The organism is Nitrosomonas sp., from assembly GCA_016703745.1.
GTDB lineage: Bacteria > Pseudomonadota > Gammaproteobacteria > Burkholderiales > Nitrosomonadaceae > Nitrosomonas.
On sequence record JADJBK010000007.1, the window covers coordinates 46,026 to 62,942 of the forward strand.

The following is a 16,917-nucleotide window of genomic DNA, read 5'->3' on the forward strand; positions in this document are numbered from 1 at the left end:
ATGAACTATGCACTTTCACCAGTAAGCCTTAAATTATCGGTTCTTAACGCCTCACTGATTGCAATCGCTGCAATCCTCCTGCTTGTCCCTGACTTGGCGCTGGCCTCTGTTGGCAGCGGCGGTGGTTTGCCGTATGAGTCCTGGCTGGTCAATCTCAGAAACTCAGTGACCGGCCCGGTTGCATTCTCATTATCGATTGTCGGAATTGTCGTTGCCGGCGGCATCTTGATTTTTGGCGGCGAGTTGAATGCGTTTTTCAGATCGTTAATTTTCATTGTGCTGGTCATGGCGTTATTGGTTGGCGCACAAAATATCATGACAAACCTGTTTGGCGGTGCTGTCATCACCCTGCCAGAACAAGCCGCATTTTCCGGTACTTCACAACCCATGATTACGCCAAATAATAAGGCTGATTAATGGCGCTGCGCACCACATTGATCCGCCAGTCCGCGAATCGCCCCAATCTCTTTATGGGCGGTGATCGTGAGCTGGTCATGTTCTCAGGATTGCTGGCATTCACCCTGATGTTCAGCGCCTTTGAATTCAAGGCATTTTTCTTTGGCGTTATTTTATGGAGCTTTGCCCTGTACGCCCTGCGCTTGATGGCAAAGAGTGACCCGCAATTGCGCCAGGTCTATTTGCGTCACCGCCTTTATCGGACGTATTACCCCGCACGAAGCACTCCGTTCTACACCAACACCAGAACGCAAGCGCGTCAATACCGATGATCGAGAGCATCATTTTCTTTTTCTCTGGCAGCGGAATCGTGCTTTTGTCTGTGCTATTCATGCGAATCCGCTCGGTTGAGAGCCAATATAAATTAGACCGACACCGATCTCAAGAACCAGGCTTTGTCGATTTGCTTCTTTATGCTTCGGTTGTCGACGATGGCGTGATTGTTGGTAAAAATGGAGCGCTGATGACAGCCTGGGTTTATCAGGGCGCTGACATGGCAAGCACTACGGATGAAGAGCGTAATCATGTCTCTCTACGCATGAATCAAGCGTTATCACGCCTGGGTTCCGGGTGGATGGTACACATAGATGCGGTGCGCAAACCCGCAGCGGGTTATTCAGACAAGGGGCTATCCCATTTTCCCGATCCGGTTTCAGCGGCCATTGATGCCGAGCGGCGCAAGGCTTTCGAGCGTGTCGGTACTTTGTTCGAGAGTTACTTTGTTTTGACGTTGACTTACTTGCCTCCTTTGCTTGCTGAGCGCCAATTTGTGGATCTGATGTTTGATGATGACCAAAGCGCACCAGACAAAAAATCACAAACATTTAACTTAATTAATTACTTTACACGCGAGTGCTTGAATATTGAGTCGCGCTTGTCTGGTGTGATCGAATTGACACGATTGGCCAGTAAAAAGATAACCAATGAGGACGACTCGACCACGACCCATGATGATTTTTTACGCTGGATACAGTTTTGTATAACCGGCCTGGATCATCCAATGGTTTTACCTGAAAATCGCGTCTATCTGGATGGGGTGATTTCCGGCCAGGAATTCTTTGGAGGAACCATTCCCAAGATTGGCCGCCATTTCATTCAGGTGGTATCAATCGATGGCTACCCGCTCGAATCCTCGCCCGGCATGCTCACGGCCTTGTCGGAACTGCCTTGCGCATACCGCTGGTCAACACGTTTTATCTTCATGGACAATCATGAGTCTGTCGCGCATCTCCAGAAATTTGGCAGGAAATGGAAACAAAAAATCCGTGGGTTTTGGGATCAGGTTTTCCATTTGCAAAGCAACAACCTCGACGAAGATGCGCAAAACATGGCGCAGGATGCGCAATCCGCCATTTCAGAGACCAATAGTGGTCTTATCTCACAAGGCTACTATACGAGTGTCGTCGTGTTGATGGATGAGCACAGGGAAACACTGGAAGCCTCGGCAATGTACATTGCCAAAGCCGTTAATCATTTGGGGTTTACCGCGCGTATTGAGTCCATCAATACTATCGATGCGTATCTGGGCAGCCTGCCTGGTCATGGTGTCGAGAACGTTCGCCGCCCTTTGTTAAACACCATGAATCTGGCAGATTTAATGCCGCTCAACACGATTTGGACGGGCGCAATTGCCGCACCCTGCCCAATGTATCCACCGATGGCACCGCCGCTCATGCATTGCGTTACGCAAGGCGCGACACCTTTCCGATTGAATTTGCATGTCGGCGATATTGGACATACTTTTATGTTTGGGCCAACGGGTGCAGGGAAATCAACTCATTTGGCACTCATCGCCGCGCAACTGCGTCGTTACCAGGGCATGTCGATCTATTGCTTTGATAAGGGCATGTCAATGTATCCACTGACCAAAGCAGTGGGCGGTAAACATTTCACCGTAGCCTCAGATGATGAGGCGCTGGCGTTCTGCCCATTACAGTTCCTGGATACCAAAGGGGATCGTGCCTGGGCGATGGAATGGATTTGTACCGTGATTGAACTCAATCACCTGGTCATTACACCGAACCAGCGCAACGAAATAAGCAGCGCCCTGACCAGCATGCATCAAAGTGGTGCGCGCACCTTATCTGAATTTTCAGTGACGATTCAGGATGAGGCCATTCGTGAAGTGATCCTGCAATATACCGTCGATGGCATGATGGGACACTTACTCGATGCCGAAGAAGATGGCCTGGAACTAAGCGATTTCACGACCTTCGAGATTGAAGAATTAATGAATCTCGGCGATAAATATGCGCTGCCGACGTTGCTCTACCTGTTTCGGCGCATTGAACGCAGTCTACATGGCCAACCGGCGGCAATCATTCTGGACGAAGCCTGGATGATGCTCGGTCATAAAGCATTCCGGGAAAAAATTCGTGAGTGGTTAAAAGTCATGAGAAAGGCCAATTGTCTGGTACTCATGGCGACACAAAACCTGTCGGACGCGGTCAACAGTGGCATTCTCGATATCATTGTTGAATCCACCGCCACCAAGATATTTCTACCGAATGTGCATGCCCGGGATGAAGATGCCAGCGCACTTTACCGGCGTATGGGGCTGAATAACCGTCAGGTTCAAATCCTGGCGACAGCCGTACCCAAACGTCAATATTACTCCGTATCAGAAAATGGTCGACGACTGTATGACCTGGCGTTAGGCCCCATCACCCTGGCCTTTGTCGGCGCATCCGACAAGGAATCCATTGCCACCATTAAACATTTAATCGCGAAGTATGGTGATGACTGGGTGCACCAATGGCTGGATATCAAGGGCCTGAATATCAGTGGACTGAAACTTAATGATGACAAGGCCGCCGCATGAATGCAATTAAAGCTTTCCTGACACGCAATTCAGGCACGAATGAACGCTTGAATGATGAACCAATCGACGGTGGCAGAAGGGAAGGGGAGAACACCAATCCTTATCTGAATGCGCGTCGCACCTGGAATGATCACATGGCGGCAGTCACCGCATCGCGCAATATGTGGCAAATCCTGGCCATTCTCAGTCTGATGATCGTTTTAGCAGCCGTTGGCGGCATTATTTATATCGGCAGTCAATCCAGGTTTATCCCGTATGTGGTGCAAGTCGACAAACTTGGTGAAGCCGTCGCAGTCTCTCGCGCCGATGTGGCACAGACGGCTGATCCACGGGTGATTCATGCATCGGTTTCAGAGTTTATTAATAATTTACGCATGGTTACGCCGGACATTGCTTTGCAGCGTCGCGCCATTTTCAGGGTATACGCGATGCTTTCACCGAATGACCCGGCCACGGCCAAAACCAACGAATGGCTAAATGGGACAGAGGACAGCAATCCTTTTAAACGGGCGACCACTGAAACAGTGAATGTCGAGATCATTTCAGTGATTCCACAAACCACAGAAACATGGCAGGTGGATTGGTTGGAAAAAGTCTATGACCGGCAAGGCAATCTGGCTGAGCCGCCATTTAAGATGCGCGCCTTGCTGCGTGTCTATAGTCGGCCACAAACAAAAAGTACGACTGAAGAGCAAATGAGAAACAACCCATTAGGGATTTTTATCCAGGACTATTCCTGGTCAAAGCAGGTTTAAAGGCTCAATAGACTTAAAGGTACCGACAATGCAACTCACTAAATCAATCCTGACTACCCTTTGCATGAGCTTGTTTCCAACCTTCGTGCTGGCAGGCGCCGGAGGTAATTTTCCGGATGCTTATTTTGAAAAAGCCAACCCAACGCTTACGCCACAAGAAAGCGCATCCATTGCAATCGCCAGGAAATGGCAATCAACCAGCGCGACAGGGGTTAAACCCGTTGCCGGGCCTGATGGATCGATCCGTTTTTTGTTTGGCGCACAACAACCCAGTGTCGTGTGTGCGGTATTGCAGATTTGTGATGTCCAGTTGCAGCCGGGAGAACAGGTCAATTCCATTCACCTGGGCGATCAGGTGCGTTGGCAGGTTGACCCAGCCATTACAGGCAGCGGCAGCTCTGAGATTCAGCATCTGATTATAAAACCCCTGGATGTGGGACTGGAAACGTCCCTGGTTGTCACAACCGACCGGCGCACTTATCACCTGCGGCTGAGATCACACCGCCATGAATTTATGCCACGGGTTGCCTTTATCTATCCCGAGGATGCCCAGGCAAAATGGGATTCCGTCAAAAAAAGAGAAAATCATGCGCTGGAAATCAAGCAATCCCAAACCATCCCGGCAACGGGAGAATATCTTGGCGATCTTGATTTCCTGTACACGGTATCGGGCTCGGCTGCATGGAAACCACTGCGCGTATACAACGATGGCAAGAAAACCATCATTCAGATGCCCACTACCTTCTCCCAAAACGAAGCGCCCATCCTGATGGTCGTGCGCAAGGACGGGGGGGTGTTCTCAAAAGCAGAAACGGTGCTGGTGAATTACCGCTTACAGGCAGATCGTTACATTGTGGACAATGTTTTCGACAAAGCAGTTTTAATCGCGGGTGTCGGCAACAGCCAGGACCGTGTAACCATTAGCAGGGGCGGGCAATGATGTTGAATCAGCCATCGCTGCTGGCATCGCTTTTGCTATTGCTTGTGGCAGGGTGTGCCACCCCGCCCTATGGCAATTATGTTGATGGTGATGCGCCCAGCCAGAACACAGCCGTGATCGCCAGTGATGCTGCATATCAACTCATGCAGCTTTATCCACCTGCCAGCACAAAAATCAATATGCAACATCCCACGACTGATCCATTTGGCGTTGCTTTTATGGAAAATCTGCGCAAGGGGGGGTATGCCATCCAGGAGCATGTTAAAACCAGTCTGGCACAGCCAGATCAGCAGGCTGTCAAGCCGTCTGACGGCATCAGGCTGGCCTATATTTTTGATCAATCCAGTGGTCTGTATCGTCTCTCCGTCATGATTGATGAACAGATACTGACCCGCGCTTACGTGTCGCATCAAGACACGATGCAACCTGCGGGTTCCTGGGTTATGAAGGAATAGGAGGGGCTATGTCAGACACCATGTTGCCTGATGCCTCACCTGATACCGCCCCAAGGAGAGCGGGTGTGCGCCGCGTCAACAATTTGCCTGTCTACATTGTGGTCGGTATAGCCATGGTCTTTTTGCTCATCATGATGGTTGTGGCGATGAACCGTGCGGAACAACAGAATGTGGCGCACGAAGAAGAAGCAGCTACCGAAACCGGAAATACCAATTTATTGGCGGCCATGATTACCGGTGATTTTAAAGAGGGCATCATCGAACCCAAAGCAGCACCGCCGGTTGTTCCCGATACGCAGTCAGAGATAATCATTGCGTACCCGGATCATGCTGAGAATCTGGATTTGCCACCATTGCCGCCTGGGGAGCAAATGCATGCCGGGAACCACCCTGATCTGAATCATATTCGCATGATGAAGATGCAGCAATTCGAAGATGCGGTTAAGGCGCGCACCAACGTCCCGATGACCGCACCAAGAAGCGCAGCATCCTCTCCTGGTTATGCGCCTTCAGCTTCAGGCGGCGCACCCGGCAGGGCTGAGCAGTTGGCACAATTGGCAGCGATCAGGCAACAGATCAATGCCCAGGCCAATGATGATCCCACGGCGGCTTACCAGGCACGGTTACAGCAAATTAAAGACAGTGGGCCTGGAGGTGCGGGTGATGGTACGGATACTGATGGATTAGCCCCGCATTTGCTTCATGCGGACACCAACCGCGCAAATAATGACTATGCAAACTTTGATGCAACGGGGCAGGAAGATCGCTGGAAGCTGGATAGCCAGCCAGTCGCACCCAGAACACCTTATAGCCTGCTTCCCGGGTTTGTGATACCGGCTGTTTTGATCTCCGGTATTAATTCAGAACTACCCGGCCAGATTCTGGCGCAAGTCAGTCAGGATGTGTATGACACCGCTACTGGTAAACACCGTCTGATGCCTCAAGGGGCGCGTCTGGTCGGGGAGTATTCCAGTGAGGTTGCGTTTGGTCAGTCGCGTGTGCTGGTTGCCTGGCAACGAATCATTTTTCCTGATGGTAAAACAATGGATATCGGAGCCATGCCGGGGACTGATGGAATTGGTCAGTCCGGATTCAATGACAAGACCAATAATCACTATCTTCGGATATTCGGATCAGCATTACTAATGTCTGCCGTGATCGCTGGCGCGACCTATAGTCAACGCGATGCAGGCGGCGGAGGGGGAGTATACGGACGACAAAACGCCGGTAGCGTATTGAGCCAGTCACTCGGTCAGCAGTTGGGGCAAGCCGCCACGCGCCTGATGATGAAAAATCTCAATATTGCGCCAACTTTAGAGATTCGCCCTGGCTTTAGATTCAATGTAGTGGTGACCAAAGACATGGTTTTTTCTAAACCGTATCAGGCATTCAATTAATTGATACTACCAAGGAATGAACGCATGAAATTCCATAAGAAATTAGTCGCTAAATGGGTAGGGGTGCTGTTTATGGCGGGGTTGGCGCAGCCAACCCATACCAGCGGCATTCCGGTTCTGGATGCGATGAATGTATCGCAAGCCACTATATCGGCAATGGAGAATGTGGCTGCGGTCGTCAAGCAAATCCAGCAATATCAAACCCAATTGCAGCAGTATGAAAACATGATCAGAAACACCATTGCGCCAGCGGCTTATGTGTGGACGCAAGCGGAATATACGATGAACAGGCTGGTGCAGGCAACGAACACACTGAAATACTATAAGTCGCAAGGCGGTATAGACAACTATCTGAACCGGTACAGAAACGCGGGTTACTACAGTAACTCGCCTTGCTTCAAGTTTGGCATTAAATGTACTACCGAAGATTGGCGGTTAATGCGGGAAGGGCAGACCAGGAGTACCGATGTACAGAAAATTGCTAACGATGCGTCATTAAGGGGCCTGGAGGTGCATGAAAGCAGATTGCCCATGGATGCCGCCCATTTGCAAGTGCTGCAATCACGGGCACAAACGGCGGAAGGGAAGATGGAAGCGATCCAGTATGCCAATCAGCTGGCGGCTTACCATTCCAACCAGTTATTACAGTTACGCTCCATGCTGGTTGCACAATTCAACGCGCAAAACGCCAGAGAACAAGTGCGTATCGATAAAGAAGCAATACAGCAGGCCTCACACGAGGCATCAACCAGACGGTTGAGTCCAGTTAATTTTCCACCGGCAAAAAAATGGAATGTTCGGGATATATTTTAATTTAAACCAAAGGAGTCAATCATGAGAACCAAACAAACAACTATCTTTGCAGCTACTGCAGTATTACTTTTTACCCTGGTCGGATGTGAGGAACCAAAGGGTGGGTTAGAGCTTAAGGATCCTAAGCCAGAGCTAAAGGGAGACGCGTTGCACTGGACGATAAACGGCCCGGTTGATGCGTCCGGTAACCTTATTGCACCTGAAGAAGCAAAGTAGTCATTAAATCTTGTTATTAGAGGATCAAACCGTTGAATAAACCGAGCCTAGCCCTTCTTTTGTGCGCCCTGACGCTGATGCTGTTCTCTACTGCTGCATTTGCAGAGTTGGCCTATATCGATCCAGCAACGAACCAAGGTGTCCTCGACCAGGTGACTCAAAAGTTCCTCAGTTCAGCCAAAAACTGGCACATCATCTTGGAAGCAGCGGCGACACGCCTGTTCTGGTCACTGGTATTAATGTCAATGGTATGGACATTTGGCATGATGATTCTACGCAAGGCCGATATAGGGGACTTCTTTGCTGAATTTACCCGCTTCATCATCTTTACAGGGTTTTTTTTCTGGCTGCTAACCAATGCTGTATCAGGACACAACATTGGCGGCACCATTATTGAATCCATGCAGGTATTGGGTAGCCAAGCTTCAGGGCAGACTGGTCTGGCTCACGGAAATATTGTGGAGATGGCTATAAAGCTATGGCACTCGCTCACTCAAAACTTATCTGTCTGGAATCCAGTTGATAGCTTTATTGCCGCTGTTCTCACCCTAATCATTATGATTGTTTTAACTGTTATTGCAGTCAACATGTTGTTCCTCATAATTTCTTCCTGGGTGCTGTTGTATGCCGGTATCTTTTTCCTGGGTTTTGGTGGTGCGCGGTGGACATCGGACATCGCCATTAACTATTTCAGGACGGTATTAAGCGTCGGCATTGAATTGCTTGCGATGACATTGATCATTGGCATTGGCGGTTCCTTTCTGAGTAATTATTACGCAAAAATGAACCAGAACATCCTGAACTTTGAAGAGCTGGGGGTCATGTTAATTTCTGCGATTGCATTTTTAATATTGACTTCAAAAATACCCTCAATGCTGTCAAGCATTGTGACTGGCGGTGGTTTCAATAGTAGCGGGGTAACTAATTATACGGGGGGTCAGGTAATGGGCGCAGCAGCCACATCGCTGGCCATTGCGAGTATGGGGATGACCAAGGCAGCAAGTGCATTGGGATCAATCGCTTCAGCAGCGAAAGGCGCCATGGGCAGCAGTAGTGGAATGGATGCGGTTAAGTCAGCAGATTTTGGATCGATAGGGGGAGAATTTGGCCCGCCCAGGCAGAGTAAGGGCGTATCAAACTATCCTTTTGGAACTCCTCCTGAAAGACCCAAATAATATGACCAGGCAAAAGTATCGCTGATGAAAACATTAACGGTCATTATTTATCTGATGCTACTCGCAAACCCAGCTCACGCCAAAGACGCTTGCGCGACAGTCTTGTGCATGGCAGGCATGTTGCAAGGGTCGGGTGTGGTGAGCAATTGCAGTCAACCAGTCGAAGACTATTTCAGCATTGTTAAATTTCTACATGGTGGAATTAGTTGGAGCAGGACATTTAAAGCGCGTGGAAAATTCCTCAATCAGTGCTCGGCCAACAATGGATGGGGAGACAAAATTAACAAGGCATATGGACGTGTCCTGTAACAAAACACTATTCACAATGGAGTCGCCATGCATAGCAAATTAATGATGATCGTCGTGTTAGCACTATTACTTGGCGGGTGTGCCAGCATGAATGAGAGCCAGAAAAACACCGCACAAGGCACTGGACTAGGTGCAGGCGCAGGTGCCGCCGTTGGCGCAATCATTGGTGCGCTTGCAGGTGATCCCGCCCTTGGTGCAGGGATTGGCGCCGGTGTAGGTGCAGCCGGTGGCTATATCTGGTCGTCACACATGGAGAACCAGAAAAAACGTATGGAACAGGCGACTGCCGGTACCAATATCCAGGTCACGCAAACCGAAAACAATCAATTGAAGATGAACATCCCAGGGGATTTTTCATTCGATAGCGGGAGTGCAACCATCAGACCGGATATGTACCCGATTTTAAATAGCCTGGCTGATGGATTGCGAAGTAATCCGCAGTCACAAGCCATGATTATCGGGCATACCGATAATACCGGTAGCGATGAGATCAATAATCCGCTCTCGATTAATCGCGCAGGCAATACACGCGCCTATTTAGTCAGTCAGGGCATCGCATCGAATCGGATTGCCATTGATGGCCGCAGTTCTTACGAGCCGATAGCGCCCAATGACAGCCCCGTTAATCGTGCGAAAAACCGCCGGATAGAAGTTTTTATGTTCGAGCCGCAACAACAGCAGCAGCAAATACAACAACCATACCAACAACAACAGCAAATGCAGCAACAATACCAACAGCCAATCCAGCCGGTATATTAACAAATGATGGACTTGCCGCCAGACATGCAGGAACGGATTGTGTGCTCAGTGACTGCAGCGATCAAATATGAAATACCGGCCAATATTTTACTGGCCATCGCTGAGAAAGAGGGTGGCAAGCCGGGTCAATGGGTAAGCAACCGTAATGGCACTCACGATGTGGGCACCATGCAATTCAATACGGCCTATCTACCACATGGGATCACAGCGGACGATGTGGCGCAACCAGGTTGTTATCCGTTTGATTTAGCAGCCTGGCGGGTGCGACAACATCTTAAACATGACCAGGGCGATATCTGGACAAAGGCGGCTAACTATCATTCCCGGACGCCAGAATATAACGCCAGGTACCGCGATGATTTAATTGCCAAAGCCGCAAAATGGGCAGTCTGGCTCGAAAATTACCTGATTACAGCAAATCGTCAAGAAAAGTAATGCGAGGTTTTATTCCGATTCGCTGTTTGTAATGGACAGGGTTATCCACAAAATACGGGGATAACCCTGTGTGTAACCAGTGGGCAACCATCCTAAGTACGAGGGTACACGATGGACATTGCCGCTGCCTTATTCAGGGCAAAAACCCGATGGCACATTTGTGTTTTGTAAAAGGAGTGCGTGTAATGAAAAAGTCAGAAAATGAAAGTCAGGAACCAGACCTGAAAACCATGGATGAAGTGATTGACGAGAAGCTCATCGACATGGAAACACCGGGCTTTGCGGCTGAATTCAATCCGCTGGAAGCGGACAGGATCGGTGCATTTGAAGAAGATGCGCTGAGCGAACAAGATGCCTGGGAAAGCGCCATTGATGTAATCGAGCACACCTAATCATAATAGCTAAGGTAATCCGATGAAACCCAATCGTAACGATGCTACCAAGCCAAAAAAATCATTTCACGAAACCGTCGCTGAGAACCTCATTAAACAGCTCAGGCAGGGCACTGCACCCTGGCAAAAGCCGTGGAAACCCGGTGATCCACTTTTAACATTACCCCACAATCCAACAACTGGTAAACGCTACCGTGGAATTAATATCCTCCATCTGATGAGTCAGGGGCGTACTGATCCGCGCTGGATGACGTATAGACAGGCAGCAAGTCTGGGCGCGCAAGTGCGCAAGGGTGAGAAAAGCATCCTGATTCAATACTGGAAGTTCAATGATGAGCGCATTAAAAAAGATGAGCATGGTCAGCCCATTCTGAACAGCGAAGGCAAGCCTGTTAAAGAACAATTCAAGCTCGAACGTCCAAAAGCGTTTTACGCCACGGTGTTTAATGCTGAACAGATTGATAATCTACCCAGACTTGAGATTACATCCCCTGACTGGGAACCGATAGAGCGTGCTGAGCAAATATTACAGGCATCCAAAGCCGTCATCCATCATGGGCAAAATGACCGGGCATTTTACCGATCATCATCTGACGAGATTCACCTGCCGCACAAAGAGCAATTTCAAAGGCCGGATCAATATTACGCAACCGCATTGCATGAACTGGGTCATTGGACTGGGCATGAGTCACGTCTTAATCGTGATCTGGGTAATCCTTTTGGTAGTGAAGCATACGCAAAAGAAGAATTACGCGCTGAAATTGCCAGCATGATTTTAGGTGGTGAACTGGGTATTGGTCATGATCCAGAACAACATGCTGCTTATGTGGGTTCATGGATTAAGGTGTTGGAAGACGATCCGAAAGAAATATTTCGTGCGGCTGCCGATGCTGAGAAAATTCAGGATTATGTGCTTTCATTCTCACAGCAACAAAAAGTTGTTGAACAGGAGGAAATCAGGATGGATCAGATCAAACAGGACGCACTGGCCGACAGTACCCGCCAATACCTGGCTGTCCCTTATGTTGAAAAAGATCAGGCCAAAGCTGCCGGTGCGAGCTGGGACAATCATGCCAAGTCCTGGTACGTCGGAGACAATGCTGATATTCGCGCACTAGAACGCTGGTTGCCGGAGAATGTAGCCAACCAACCGGAACCTGCAATAGATCCTCAGGCGGAATTTACCGAATTATTACGTTCTCATGGCTGCATTGTAGACGGCCATCATCCGGTGATGGATGGCAGCAAACAAAGAATTAAAGTCGAGCATGACGTTTCCGGCGAAAAATCGGGCTTTTATGTCGCGCATCTTGACGGTCATCCTGCCGGATACTTTATCAATAACCGCACCAAGTCCGAGACACGCTGGAAAGCCAAGGGGTATTCTTTAAATGACGAGCAAAAAGCAGTACTTTCGGCACAAGCTGTCATTCAGCAGCAAAACAGAAAAATCGAGCAACACGAGCAGCAATTGAAGGTGGCTGGGGAAATCAAGGCATTGCTGGCAATCGCACCGCTAGCCAATGCCGAGCATCCCTATCTGTTGGACAAAAATGCCCGACCGGGTGATTTAAAGATCGTGCCACAGAATGCGGATGATTTACCAGACGACTCCATCATCAAAATCGGTCAGGATTGGCAAGCAGCCAAGATATTGCGTGAGGAAAATCCTGGCAGTATTGTTCTAACCGCTGGTGATTTATTGTTACCGGTGCAAGACATCGATGGCCAGATCTGGAGTGTGCAAACCATACAGCCTGGCGGAGGCAAGTTTTTTGTGACCGGCAGTAAAAAGGAAAGTAATTTCTACGTGGTTGATGGGCAGGGCAGAGGAGTGGGTGCCCTGGACGATGCACTGATGATCATCATCGCCGAAGGCTATGCGACCGCCGACACTTTATCCCAAAGCCTGGATTGCCCGGTGGTTGCCGCATTTGATTCAGGTAATCTGCCCAAGGTCGCTCAAGTCTTGCATGAAAGATACCCGCAGAAGCCGACTGTGATCGCCGGTGATGATGATTTCATACAGGAATCGGTCAATGGTACCAATCCTGGCCGGGAAAAAGCCATCGAAGCCGCAAAGCTGGTGAACGGCGAGGCAGTTTTTCCGATTTTTGCACCGGGTGAGCAAGTGTCAATGAAGCTCAGTGATTTTAATGATCTGGCGAATAAAAGCACTTTAGGGGTTGAGGGTGTTAAGCGCCAGGTTGGTTCTGTTGCTGCGAGCGCATTGGAACAAGCCAGGGATCAAGGCAGAGCTAGAAAATTGACAAACGGTCTTGAACAAAACCAGCAGGAGAATCAGCAAAAACGAGCACTGGCCAGGTAAAAAATGATCAATCTCTTTGCCTTTCTCCAAACAAAGCAGCGTTCAATTAGGCGACAGGTTGAGCAGGATGTGCGGCGGTATTGAATACCAAAATCAGAAGATTTATTTCCCGCAACCTGATGCGCGGCTGCCTGTGCGTTTACGAAATGGCAATGTCACCTGGGTAACGTGGGGCAGACGCAAGGACGAAGCCCTCGGTAAATTTCCAAATGGCGGTTGGGCACGCCTCAATTCCATCAAGAGTGGCAAATGGAAGCCATGGCATCCAAGGCCAGTCTTAATTGTCGCTGATCAGTTCATGGAAAAAGATCAGGAGAAACAATCCCACTGGGTACCTTTAGGCACAAGCATGATGATTCAAGGGCTATTGGCAGAAAGGAATGATGAGCTGCGGGTTTATGTGGTAACAGTCAGCACACCGCCAGAGTATGCCTGGATACATGATCGTTGGCCGAGGTTGGTTCGGCTAGATCAATGCAATGGACCCTGATGTGCATGGCGTGGTTTTGTTGGAATTTACAAAAACCAATATAGAATTATCAAAAAATATTTGTGACAGCTCAGCATGAAGCAGGCTGAAGTGGATTACCCATGAAGGCGTGACGAAGTAATTCTAATGGGTTCTGTCGCAAATATTCGTAAAGTGTAAAGCCATGATCCGCTGCCATCTCGCCCGCATGATGGGCGAACACAAGATGCGTATTGCCGACGTTGCCAGAGAAACGGGCTTGAGTCGCGCCACGGTGACGTTGCTCTATAAAGAAACGGCGCAGAAAGTGGATCTGGAAACCATTGAGAAGCTGTGCCTGCTGTTTGAATGCCAAGTAGGCGATCTACTTGAGCTGACCCAACAATAAACAGGTTTGTCCGTTAAAAGATAAAGACCCTTTGATAAGGCATTTAACGACATCCAATAAACGACTAATACCAAAAAAAAACAACAGGAACTACAGAATGACAAGCATCCAACAACGTGCCGCCCTACAACGCCAGATCTGGGCCATTGCCAACGATGTGCGCGGCTCAGTAGACGGCTGGGATTTTAAACAATATGTCCTGGGCACCCTGTTTTATCGCTTCATCAGCGAAAACTTTGCTCTCTATATTGAGGCCGGTGACGACAGTATTCATTACGCTGCGCTTAGCGATGAGGTGATCACGCCAGACATCAAAGACGATGCCATTAAAACCAAGGGTTACTTCATCTACCCAAGCCAGTTGTTTGCCACTGTGGCTAAAAACGCCAACAACAACGAAAGCCTGAACACCGATTTGGCCGCGATCTTTTCCGCTATCGAAGCCTCCGCTAATAGCTACCCCTCTGAGCCGGACATCAAAGGGTTGTTTGCCGATTTCGATACCACCAGTAACCGACTCGGTAATACCGTTAAAGACAAAAATCTGCGTTTAGCGGCCGTTTTGAAAGGCGTGGCAGGCTTGGATTTTGGCCATGATTTTTATGAAAAGCCTGATGCCGCGCAAATTGACTTGTTCGGCGATGCCTACGAATTCCTCATCTCCAACTATGCCGCCAATGCCGGTAAATCCGGTGGTGAATTTTTTACCCCGCAGCACGTATCAAAGCTGATTGCCCAACTTGCCATGCACAAGCAAACCAGCGTTAACAAAATTTATGATCCAGCGGCCGGTTCTGGCTCGCTGCTGCTGCAAGCCAAAAAACACTTTGATAATCACATTATTGAAGATGGCTTTTGGGGGCAGGAGATTAACCACACCACCTACAACCTTGCCCGTATGAATATGTTTTTGCACAACATCAACTACGACAAGTTCAATATGCAGCTGGGCAACACCTTAACAGACCCGCACTTTCTGGATGATAAACCCTTTGATGCCATCGTCTCCAATCCGCCCTATTCGGTGAAGTGGATAGGTAGTGATGACCCAACCCTGATTAACGATGATCGCTTTGCGCCAGCAGGTGTGCTCGCACCTAAATCCAAAGCCGACTTTGCCTTTGTGCTGCATGCACTAAGTTACTTATCCAGCAAAGGCCGCGCGGCCATTGTTTGCTTTCCCGGTATTTTTTACCGTGGCGGTGCCGAGCAGAAAATTCGCAAATATCTGGTAGATAACAACTATGTGGAAACGGTTATTTCACTCGCACCCAACCTGTTTTTTGGAACCACCATTGCTGTGACCATTCTGGTGCTCTCCAAACACAAAGCCGACACCACCACCCAGTTTATTGATGCCAGTGGTTTATTTGAAAAAAACACCAATACCAACACGCTTACCCATGACCACATCGAACAGATCATGCAGGTGTTCGATAGCAAAGCAAATGTGGAACACTTCGCTCAATCCATACCGTTTGAGAAGGTGTCCGCTAACGACTACAACCTGTCGGTGAGCAGCTATGTAGAAGCCAAAGACACCCGCACAGTGACTAACATTGTTGAGCTAAATACTGATCTAAAAATTACTGTCGCTAAGATCACCCAACTGCGTATTGATATTGATGCGATTGTTGCCGAGATTGAAGGCGATGAGGTTGAAGCATGAGCAGCATGAGTTATATGGAAAAGCTGCTTGATGGCGTTGAGGTAGAGTGGAAGGCGTTAGGTGATGTTGTTGCGATTAATACCGGTCAAAAGCCATCTGAAATTCTTGATAGTGCGACAGATTTTGATTATATCAATGCTGGTACATCTAGGTCAGGATATAGCGCAACTAGCAATTGCGAAGGTGACACGGTTACAACTCCATCCCGAGGGCAAGGAGGGATCGGTTATGTAGGATATCAAAAAGATCCGTTTTGGTTAGGTCCTTTGTGCTACAAGATGAAGTCACTTGATAATGCTTTTTTGATTAATAAATATATCTTCTATTTTTTCAATCAAAAAGCGCATTGTTATTAGGTTTAAAAAAAGAAGGTGGAGTTCCTGCTGTCAATAAGTCTGATTTGGCTAGATTAGAAATTCCAATCCCCTGCCCAGACAACCCCAAAAAATCCCTAGAAATCCAAACCGAAATCGTCCGTATTCTGGACACCTTCACCGAGCTGACCACCGAGCTGACCACCGAGCTGACCACCGAGCTGACCGCCCGCAAAAAACAATACAACTACTACCGCGAGCAGTTATTGAGCTTTGAAGAAGGGGAAGTGGAGTGGAAGACGTTGGGGTCGGTAGTAAATATAAAAAATGGTAAAGACTGGAAGAAGTTAGGGGCTGGAAATATTCCTGTATACGGTTCTGGCGGTGTCATGCTGTATGTTGACACTTTTGCTTATGACAAGCCAACGGTGTTGATTCCAAGAAAAGGATCAATCACAAATATCTTTTATGTTGAATCGCCATTTTGGAATGTCGATACGATTTACTACACCGAGATTGATACCGACCAAATTATTCCTAAGTTCTTCTATTACTTTATGAAGACGCTAGATTTAATGCAGTTGGATACTGGCTCTGGCAGGCCTAGTCTTACACAAGCAATATTGAATGAAATTAAAGTCCCCTTACCAATGCTGGCTGAGCAAGCTCGTATTGTTTCTATTCTCGATAAATTCGATGCCCTAATCAACTCCATCAGCGATGGCTTACCCCGCGAAATTGAATTGCGCCAAAAGCAATACGAGTATTACCGCGATTTGTTGTTGAACTTCCCAAGCCGGGTGCCGAGGTAGCGGCCTAATGCAT

At 48.5% G+C, this 16,917-nt stretch carries 20 protein-coding genes; all 20 read left to right on the plus strand.

Annotated features, from left to right (window positions below; translation table 11 throughout):
* The 20 genes from IPG31_13430 to IPG31_13525 all read left to right on the plus strand — a co-directional run bounded on the left by IPG31_13430 (position 1) and on the right by IPG31_13525 (position 16,904).
* Positions 1-417 carry a TrbC/VirB2 family protein gene (locus IPG31_13430; protein ID MBK6619291.1) on the plus strand — a complete coding sequence of 139 codons (417 nt, stop codon included), beginning with the start codon at positions 1-3 and terminating at the stop codon, positions 415-417.
* The gene (locus IPG31_13435; GenBank protein MBK6619292.1) at positions 417-728 is read left to right on the plus strand and encodes a VirB3 family type IV secretion system protein; all 312 of its coding nucleotides are present in this window, start codon (positions 417-419) and stop codon (positions 726-728) included. Before IPG31_13430 ends, IPG31_13435 begins: the two co-directional genes overlap by 1 nt.
* Positions 725-3,277: a VirB4 family type IV secretion/conjugal transfer ATPase gene (locus tag IPG31_13440; GenBank protein MBK6619293.1), complete on the plus strand. Its 2,553-nt coding sequence runs from the start codon at positions 725-727 to the stop codon at positions 3,275-3,277. Before IPG31_13435 ends, IPG31_13440 begins: the two co-directional genes overlap by 4 nt.
* A complete protein-coding gene (locus tag IPG31_13445) occupies positions 3,274-4,032 on the plus strand; it encodes a conjugal transfer protein TrbF (protein ID MBK6619294.1) in 759 nt (252 codons plus the stop codon). Before IPG31_13440 ends, IPG31_13445 begins: the two co-directional genes overlap by 4 nt.
* Before the next feature lie 28 nt (positions 4,033-4,060).
* Positions 4,061-4,972, plus strand: coding sequence for a P-type conjugative transfer protein TrbG (trbG, locus tag IPG31_13450; protein MBK6619295.1), 912 nt, complete (start codon positions 4,061-4,063; stop codon positions 4,970-4,972).
* Complete coding sequence (locus IPG31_13455; GenBank protein MBK6619296.1) at positions 4,969-5,427, plus strand: conjugal transfer protein TrbH; 459 nt, start codon at positions 4,969-4,971, stop codon at positions 5,425-5,427. Before trbG ends, IPG31_13455 begins: the two co-directional genes overlap by 4 nt.
* Positions 5,428-5,435: 8 nt before the next feature.
* Positions 5,436-6,824, plus strand: coding sequence for a TrbI/VirB10 family protein (locus tag IPG31_13460; protein MBK6619297.1), 1,389 nt, complete (start codon positions 5,436-5,438; stop codon positions 6,822-6,824).
* Between the two features lie 24 nt (positions 6,825-6,848).
* Complete coding sequence (gene trbJ, locus IPG31_13465) at positions 6,849-7,637, plus strand: P-type conjugative transfer protein TrbJ (protein ID MBK6619298.1); 789 nt, start codon at positions 6,849-6,851, stop codon at positions 7,635-7,637.
* A gap of 21 nt (positions 7,638-7,658) precedes the next feature.
* Positions 7,659-7,853, plus strand: a complete 195-nt coding sequence (locus tag IPG31_13470) for a hypothetical protein (GenBank protein MBK6619299.1) — start codon at positions 7,659-7,661, stop codon at positions 7,851-7,853.
* Positions 7,854-7,930: 77 nt separating this feature from the next.
* Positions 7,931-9,028, plus strand: coding sequence for a P-type conjugative transfer protein TrbL (gene trbL, locus IPG31_13475; GenBank protein MBK6619300.1), 1,098 nt, complete (start codon positions 7,931-7,933; stop codon positions 9,026-9,028).
* Positions 9,029-9,052: 24 nt separating this feature from the next.
* Complete coding sequence (locus IPG31_13480; GenBank protein MBK6619301.1) at positions 9,053-9,337, plus strand: conjugal transfer protein; 285 nt, start codon at positions 9,053-9,055, stop codon at positions 9,335-9,337.
* Positions 9,338-9,364: 27 nt separating this feature from the next.
* Positions 9,365-10,096, plus strand: coding sequence for an OmpA family protein (locus IPG31_13485; protein ID MBK6619302.1), 732 nt, complete (start codon positions 9,365-9,367; stop codon positions 10,094-10,096).
* A gap of 3 nt (positions 10,097-10,099) precedes the next feature.
* Positions 10,100-10,531 carry a conjugal transfer protein TrbN gene (locus IPG31_13490; protein MBK6619303.1) on the plus strand — a complete coding sequence of 144 codons (432 nt, stop codon included), beginning with the start codon at positions 10,100-10,102 and terminating at the stop codon, positions 10,529-10,531.
* A gap of 185 nt (positions 10,532-10,716) precedes the next feature.
* Entirely contained in the window at positions 10,717-10,923 is a 207-nt protein-coding gene (locus tag IPG31_13495; GenBank protein ID MBK6619304.1) for a conjugal transfer protein TraD, read from the plus strand.
* A gap of 22 nt (positions 10,924-10,945) precedes the next feature.
* Entirely contained in the window at positions 10,946-13,252 is a 2,307-nt protein-coding gene (locus tag IPG31_13500) for a DUF1738 domain-containing protein (GenBank protein MBK6619305.1), read from the plus strand.
* A gap of 67 nt (positions 13,253-13,319) precedes the next feature.
* Positions 13,320-13,742, plus strand: coding sequence for a hypothetical protein (locus tag IPG31_13505; GenBank protein MBK6619306.1), 423 nt, complete (start codon positions 13,320-13,322; stop codon positions 13,740-13,742).
* A gap of 163 nt (positions 13,743-13,905) precedes the next feature.
* Complete coding sequence (locus tag IPG31_13510; GenBank protein MBK6619307.1) at positions 13,906-14,109, plus strand: helix-turn-helix transcriptional regulator; 204 nt, start codon at positions 13,906-13,908, stop codon at positions 14,107-14,109.
* A 97-nt stretch (positions 14,110-14,206) separates the two neighbouring features.
* A complete protein-coding gene (locus IPG31_13515) occupies positions 14,207-15,778 on the plus strand; it encodes a type I restriction-modification system subunit M (GenBank protein MBK6619308.1) in 1,572 nt (523 codons plus the stop codon).
* Complete coding sequence (locus IPG31_13520) at positions 15,775-16,134, plus strand: restriction endonuclease subunit S (protein MBK6619309.1); 360 nt, start codon at positions 15,775-15,777, stop codon at positions 16,132-16,134. The genes IPG31_13515 and IPG31_13520 overlap by 4 nt, the downstream gene beginning before the upstream one ends.
* On the plus strand, positions 16,092-16,904 hold the full coding sequence (locus IPG31_13525) for a restriction endonuclease subunit S (protein MBK6619310.1): 813 nt from the start codon (positions 16,092-16,094) through the stop codon (positions 16,902-16,904). The genes IPG31_13520 and IPG31_13525 overlap by 43 nt, the downstream gene beginning before the upstream one ends.
* The last annotated feature ends 13 nt before the right edge of the window (positions 16,905-16,917 follow it).